Origin of the sequence: Pseudonocardia acidicola, assembly GCF_012911935.1 — a bacterium.
Lineage (GTDB): Bacteria > Actinomycetota > Actinomycetes > Mycobacteriales > Pseudonocardiaceae > Pseudonocardia > Pseudonocardia acidicola.
The window spans coordinates 44,717-51,304 of record NZ_JAAXLA010000048.1; the positions used below are offsets into that span (position 1 = coordinate 44,717).

Annotated in this window: 4 protein-coding genes; 1 reads left to right on the top strand and 3 read right to left on the bottom strand. The window is 71.6% G+C overall.

Going from position 1 to position 6,588, the window contains the following annotated elements; translation table 11 throughout:
* Positions 1-5 precede the first annotated feature (5 nt).
* Positions 6-1,283 (top strand): YlbE family protein, encoded by a 1,278-nt coding sequence (locus tag HF526_RS22735; RefSeq protein ID WP_169383583.1) that lies wholly within the window; start codon positions 6-8, stop codon positions 1,281-1,283.
* A 6-nt stretch (positions 1,284-1,289) separates the two neighbouring features.
* On the opposite strand, the gene HF526_RS22740 is transcribed toward HF526_RS22735, so the two are convergent.
* The 3 genes from HF526_RS22740 to HF526_RS22750 are packed head-to-tail and all read right to left on the bottom strand — an operon-like array spanning position 1,290 to position 6,219.
* A complete protein-coding gene (locus HF526_RS22740; protein WP_211177658.1) occupies positions 1,290-2,327 on the bottom strand; it encodes a glycoside hydrolase family 6 protein in 1,038 nt (345 codons plus the stop codon).
* A gap of 47 nt (positions 2,328-2,374) precedes the next feature.
* Entirely contained in the window at positions 2,375-4,342 is a 1,968-nt protein-coding gene (gene glxA, locus HF526_RS22745; protein WP_338051668.1) for a radical copper oxidase GlxA, read from the bottom strand.
* Entirely contained in the window at positions 4,339-6,219 is a 1,881-nt protein-coding gene (locus HF526_RS22750) for a glycosyltransferase family 2 protein (protein ID WP_211177659.1), read from the bottom strand. The genes glxA and HF526_RS22750 overlap by 4 nt, the downstream gene beginning before the upstream one ends.
* Positions 6,220-6,588: the final 369 nt, after the last annotated feature.

Sequence of the window (6,588 nt, forward strand, 5' to 3'; positions counted from 1 at the left end):
CCGTCATGGCGACATACAGTTCCATCGACGACGCGAATGCAGCTGTCGCCCAGAAGATCATCGACGCGCAGCCGCGGCTCGTGGACGTGGTGCCCGCGAAGACCGTCATTCCCGCGCTGGAGGAACGACTCATTCTGCACGCCGGCCCACCGATCGCATTCGAGGACATGCCGGACCCGGTGCAGGGAGCGGCCATCGGGGCGGCACTGTTCGAAGGCTGGGCGCAGGACGAGGAATCGGCACGCCGGGTGTGCGCCGAAGAAGTTCGGCTCGCCCCCAACAATGACTATCGCGCGGTCGGGGCGATGGGCGGCATCCTGACCGGGAACATCCCCGTGTTCGTGGTGGAGAACGCCACCGACGGGAATCGCGCCTACACGAGCATGCACGAGGGCGAAGGCAAGGTGCTGCGCTTCGGCGTGTACGACCGGTCCGTGGGCGACCACCTGGTATGGATGCGCGACGTCCTCGGCGCCGGCCTCTCGGAGGCGCTGAAGCTGCTCCCCGACGGCGGACTGGCGATCAACCCCGTTCTGGCCCAGGCGGTCACCATGGGCGACGACTTCCACGTGCGCATCACGGCCGCATCGAGCCTGCTGTTCCGAGAGCTCGCACCGAAGCTGGTGCGGGTCGGCATGGATCAGGAACACCTCGAATCCGTGCTGGACTTCCTCTCCGGGAACGTCAACTTCTTCCTCACGCTCGGGATGGCAGCAGGCAAGGCGGCCCTGGACGCCGCGGCCACCGTCAACGCGGGCAGCGTCGTCACCTGCATGACACGAAACGGCCGGGAGTTCGCGATCCGGGTCAGCGGGCTCGGTGACCGCTGGTTCACCGGACCCGAGGAGAAGCTGGACACGCTGTACTTCCCCGGGTTCACCGACGCGGACGCCTGCCCGGACTGCGGCGACAGCGCCATCATCGAGGCCTACGGCTTCGGCGGCCTGGTGGCGGTCGCGGCTCCCGCCGTGCAGCAGATGGTCGGGACGGGCCAGGGCGGCTTCGCCGACGCTCTCGCCACCAGCGAGGAGCAGTCGGAGATCGTGGTCACCCACAACCCGAACATGCCGATCCCGAACTGGGACTTCACCGGCGTGCCCGTGGGGATCGACGTCCGCAAGGTCGTGTCGACGGGGATCGCCCCCTTGATCACCACAGCCGTCATGCACAAGGAGCGCGGCATCGGGATGGTCGGGGCCGGGAAGGTCCGGGCCTCGATGCCGTGCTTCACCTCGGCCCTCGAGGCCCTCGCCGAGGCGCCGGGGGCCACACCGACGGCCTGACCCGGATCAGGACCCGACACTGCGCCGCGCCAGGCCCAGCGCGTACTCCGGCCACCACTGCCCGGCGGACGGCTCGCCGGGCCGGCAGGCACCGTCCGACTCCCCCGGCCGCTTGATCCACAACAGCGCGTCGACCCGGGCGTTGCCGGTCTGCGTGGTCGGCGCCTCGCCCAGCCCGCGCCCGGGTGGATTGCAGAACGACGGGGCGCCGTCGACCGTCGAACCGGTGAGCCGGCCCTGCCCGTTGCGGCTGGTGTCGATCACGAAATGCGCGCCGCCGAGCTTGTCGGACAGCTCGGTGCCGAAAGCGATCACGTCGGGCGTCGGGAAGAAGTTCGCCACGTTGAGGCTGAAACCGTCGGCCCGCCCGATACCGCTGCGCTGCAACGCACCCGCCAGCGCGCCGGTGTCGGAGATGAAGCCGGGGTTGCCGGCGTCCAGGTACACCGTGGCGCCGGCCCCCTTGAGCGCGTCCACTGCCTCACCGAGCAGCACGTACCGCTCGTCGCGCAACGCGCCGTCGACACAGCCCGAGATCTCGTGCGGCACCGCGTCCGGCTCGAGGACCACCGTGGCCGGCCGCCCGGCCAGCCCGGCCACCAGCCCCGAGGTCCACGTCCGGTAGTAGCCCCCGTCGGGGGCGCCGCCGCCGGAGAAGCTCCCGCAGTCGCGGTGCGGGATGTTGTAGGCCACCAGCAGCGGCCGCTGCCCGGCCGCGGCGGCGCGATCGGTGAACGCGCGCACCTGCGCGGTGACCTCGGCCGCGTCGCCGGTGACCCACAGCGGGAACGGCCGGTCGGCGATCTTGCGGATCTGCGCGGCGTCGTCCGGGCGGTCGGCCTGCCACTGCCGTACCTGCGCGGCCGCGGCGGTCTGCGGGTCCACGAAGAACCCCGAGGGCGCCACCACGTCGGCCGTACTCCGCGGCGCGGTGGTCCCGGGCTCCGGGGCCGACGACACGTAGGCCACGACCGCCCCGGCGAGCACCACCACCGCCGCGGCTGCTGCGGCCACCAGCAGCGGGACCCGTCGCGTGCGCGCCATGGGTCGCGAGTCTGACATCCGGCGCCGGCCGCCGCGCGCCGACGACCTCATGTGACGTGCACCCATCGGGCCACCGACGGCGTCCCGGCCTCGTTCACCAGGAACAGCATGTAATAGCCCGGAGGCACCAGCGTCGGCTCGCCCGGGAGAGCGAGCCCGAGCGACCCGTCGGGGTTGCGGGTGATGTCGAGAGCCACCGAACGCTGCTCGACGTCGGTCGCGTGCGTGACCGCGCTCGGCCGGATCAGCCGGGCCGAGGCGATCGTCGCGGCGTCCGGCGACGACACCGTCATCGACCCACCCGGCTTCGCCTCCGCCGGAGCGTCGGCGATCACCGGCTGCGGACCGTGGAGCAGGTAGGGCGGGGTGTAGATCTCCAGCCGCTTCTCGAACGGCGCCGGCTTCTGGTTGTCCTTGTCCGCGAACAGCGGGTTCCCGCCCATCGTGACGACCTGGCCGTTCGGCAGCAGCAACGCCTCACTGTGGTAGTCCCGGCCCACCGTCGGGTCGGCCGCGGCCGTCAGCGTGTTCGTGTCCGGGTGGTAGAAGGTCGCCACCAGGTTGTCGCTGGTGCCCTTGCCCCGGTAGTCCCGCGACCCGCCGGTGATCAGCAGACTGTCGTCGGGCAACTGGACGACGTTCGGGTACCGCGTCGGCAACGGCAGATCCGGGCCCGCGGTGAACCGCGGATCCTGCTGCTTCAGGTCGATGACGTCGATCCGCGCCGTGGACAGCGGCGACTCACCGACCCCACCACCCCCGACGACGATCATCTTCTGGTTCTGCACCGGACCGGCCCACGCCGAGCCCGAGGTCTCCAACCGGTCGGCGTCACGTATCCCCGGCACCGGGGTGAACGTGTTGTGCTCCAGGTTCCACAGGCCCGGGGTGCGGCCGGCATCGGCAGGGCCGTACCCGGCGTTGGAGCCGGAGTAGAACAGCGTCCCCGGCGTGCCGGTCTGGAACAGCGCCGGATAGGTCGGGAAATACCGGAACAGATCCGGGCGCTCGGTCCACGACTTCGTGGCCGGGTCGTAGACCTCGTTCTGCCCGGCCAGGATCTGGCCCGTCCCGTCCAGCCCGGACACCGCCAGCACCTCGCCGTTCGGCAACCCGGTCAGCGTCGGGTACCAGCGCTTGTACGCCATGTCGCCGACCTTCACGTACCGCTCGCTGACCGGGTCGAACTCGTAGGAGTCGGCGATGCCCTGGAAGTCCTGCTTGTCGAGGGTCATCTTCTGCGCGAGGCCGTACAGGTTGTTCGCATCCGCGCCGGTGAGGCCCGTGATCGCGTACTGCGCCGGGGTCGTCGTGACCCCGGCCCGGCCGGTGTCCTCCGACTCCACCCACACCGTCGTCTGGCTCGCCGTGACCGTGACCGGACCCTTCCGTGGCGTCGTCTTCGTCGCCGGCGGCAACGAGAAAGCGTTGGTGGCCCGGTACTTGCGGCCGTCCTGGGCGACGAACTCGGTGCCCTCGGGGAAGTCGCGCCCGGCGTCGGGGAACTCGTTCTTGACGACCATCGCGCCGGCCGCGCGCGTCACGGCGCCGTCGAGGATCTCGTAGCGCTGGGTGCCGCCCGCGACGAGCAGCTTGCCGTCGGGCAGGAACGCGTGCCCGCCGCAGAACAGGTCGGCCGGGGTCGGGATCAGGCGGCTCTGCCCGGTGCCCGGGTCGTAGAGCAGGGTGCGGAACGTACCGGCGTCGAAACTCTGCTGGTCGTTGCCCGATCCGGCGACGATCAGCAGCTTGCCGGTGGGCAGCAGAGCCGCGTGGATCGCGTTGACCTTCAGGTCGGCGGGCAGCTCGACGACGTCCCACTTGCCGTACCGCGCCTGGTACTCCGGGCTGTTGATCAGCATCTGGTGCCGGAAGTCCTGCACGAACGCGATCGCCGGCGGCACGTTCACCGCCAGCAGCACGGTGGGCAACGCCACCAGCGCCAGCACCCGGCGTCGCCGCTGCAGCGACCTGCCCGCGCGCCGGATCCCCCGCCGCAGCCACGAGCGCGTCACGCCACCGCCCCCATCTCATCGGACGCCGCCCGGGGCGCGGCGATCACCACCGTGTTCACCTCGGCTGCGGCCTGGACCAGCGCCGCGGCCGGGAGCTGGGTGCCGTCGGCGGGCGGAGGGGCGTCGTCGCTCAGCCACCAGATCGCCACCGGGGCCACGCTGATCAGCAGCGCCAGCGCCGGCCACATCATCACGTCGACGTTCGCGTAGCCCTGCAGCACCGCCGCGACCAGCGCCGCCGCGAGCGCGCCCGCCCACAGCAGGTGCCGGCGGAAGGTCGCCAGCCCGTCCCGGCTGCCGGCGCCCTGCTTCGGCGTCACGACGAACCGTGCCGGCCGCCGCAGCAGCGCCGCGATCAGCGACGACGCGTAGATCGGCGCGGCCAGCACCGACATCGCCATCCCGCGGATCCCCGGGGAGCCCGCCGGCTCGTACGGGCTGACGTTGTAGCGCCGGTTGCGCACGTACACCCACAGCTGGAACAGCGTCGCGTCGACGTAGAGCGCCAGCCACAGCTCCGGCGGCACGACGATGCCCGACACGCCGAACGCCAGGTAGAGCACCGCGTTGGCGCCGCCGAGCAGCCAGCCCAGCGCCATCGACGGGTAGAAGGTCGTGATCAGGACGTAGTGCAGCGCCCGGCCCGGGGCGAGCCGGCGCAACCGCCGCCAGAACGTGCCCGAGAGCAGCTCGAACGTGCCGCGCGACCAGCGCAGCTGCTGGCTGTAGTAGTCGCTCCACGACGACGGGCCCTCACCCACCGCCACGACGTCCGGGGTGTAGACCGAGCGCCACCGCGAACCCGTCGCCGGGTTGCGCCGGGCGTGCAGCGCCAGCCCGGTGGCCATGTCCTCGGTGATCGAGTCGGCGAACCCGCCGACGCAGCGGATCGCGTCGAGCCGCACCGCGTTGTTCGTACCGACCAGCATGGCCGCGCCGTAGGCGTTGGCCGCGCGCTGGATGACGCTGTGGAACGGGAACTGCTGCGACTCGGCCGCCTTGGTCACGAAGTTGTCGCAGTTCGCGTAGCACTGCGGGCCGACGACGTACGCCACGTCGGGGTCGCGGAAGTAGCCGAGCATCCGCTCGGCGTAGCCGGGCAGCGGCACGTGGTCGGGGTCGACGGACAGGAACACGTCGTAGCGGTGGCCGTACGCGTCGATCCAGGCGTTGTAGTTGCCGTGCTTGGTGCGCGCCTTGAACGGCCCCGACGGCTGGTTGTACTCCTCCCGGTGGCGGCGGCTGAAGTGCCGGGCGCCCTCCGCCGCGCACATCGCGCGGACCTGCGGGTCGTCGCCCTCGTCGAGCAGCCAGACCTCCAGGGTCCCCGGGCAGCGGATCTTGCGGGCGGCCCGCAGCGTCGCCCGCACCATCTCCAGAGGCTCCTTGCCCGGCACGATCGTGGTGAGGAAGGCGACCCGCATCCCGGGGTCCGGCCGGACCGGGATCGGGTCGCGGGCCAGCAACGAGGCCAGCGACAGCGAGAACACGTTGACCAGCCGCAGCCCCTCGACCAGCCCGATAGACGCGATCACGAGCACGTTCGCGGCCAGCGCCCACCCGCCGCCGTCGACCTCGGGGTGGTGCCAGGGTGCGAGCAGCCACAGCACGAACCCGAGTTCGAAGACCACGTTCACGACGATCAGCAGGGTCGAGCGCACGACCGCCCCCCGGCCGCCCGCGCTGATCAGGCTGCGGTAGCGGACGCGGTACTCCCCTTCGGGCGGATCGGTCACCGGGCCCGCGAGCTCGGTGAAGCCCCGCAGCGCTGCGGACGCGGCGTCCCCCGCATGCAGCGCTGTTCCGCCTTCGTTCGACAACGTCCCCCCCAGGTCGACCCGCTGGTGCACGAGAGGGAGGAACGCGTCCCGGCTCAATCAGACGCAGCCACCCTCAAGCACTCGATCGGGTGATGGGTGGTCGTCGTTACGCCACGCTCGACGGTGAAGTTCGCGAAGTTCATGCCCATATAGCACAGCTGACGCGCGCGAGAGACCGGTTTTCTCTAGACCAGTCGAGTGATGCCCTGACACGCCCCGTATCGCAGCGGTACCGGTACTCAGGGGACAGGGGCCGCAGCGGTGAGGGTGGCCGCCGGGGCGGCGGACGTGGTTGCCGGCGCCGGGGCGGCGGACGTGGTTGCCGGCGCCGGGGCGGCGGACGTGGTTGCCGGCGCCGGGGCGGCGGACGTGGTTGCCGGCGCCGGGGCGGCGGACGTGGTTGCCGGCGCCGGGGCGGCGGACGTG